Genomic DNA, 522 nt, shown 5'->3' on the forward strand with positions numbered 1-522 from the left:
GCCAGCAGCCCGCCACCGCCGACGATCGCCAGGCGGGCGTCGCGCGCCGCATCGGCGTCGCGGCGCACGAGGGCCGCAAAGGCACGAATCAGGTCGGCGTGGCCCTTCACGGCCTGAAGACGACCGATGGCGCCAAAGACGATCAACGAGGGATCGTTGAAGGGCGACCCCGCAAGCGGCGCCCGCCCCGTCCCAGGTGAGAATCGACGCGCATCGACACCGTTGCAGATGCGGCGGACCCGCCCTGCCCCGATGCGCACCTTGTCATGGAGGTACGATTCGATCTTGCGCGACAGAGCCACATAGCGGGACACGAAGACTGAATACAGCCGGCGGACCAGCTGGTACTTCTTGTTCGAGCCTTCCCGGTCGTTGTGGTCCCAGCCATGCTCGCCATGGATGCGCACCGGCACGCCAGCCAGCCACGCCGGCACCAGCATCTCGAGAGCGGCGATGTTGCGGGTGTGGACGATCGCCGGCCGCAGCTCACGGAACATCCGGAACAACACCGGGTATAGCTTG

The 522-nt window shown here is 67.0% G+C and carries 1 protein-coding gene; it reads right to left on the reverse strand.

All coding sequences use genetic code 11. The features are described 5' to 3' along the window. Positions 1 to 497: glycosyltransferase (locus L6Q67_RS24440; protein ID WP_296576401.1), on the reverse strand; the 497-nt coding region annotated here is incomplete at its 3' end. Positions 498 to 522: the final 25 nt, after the last annotated feature.

Origin of the sequence: Zoogloea sp. (genome assembly GCF_023150065.1) — a bacterium.
Classification (GTDB): domain Bacteria; phylum Pseudomonadota; class Gammaproteobacteria; order Burkholderiales; family Rhodocyclaceae; genus Zoogloea.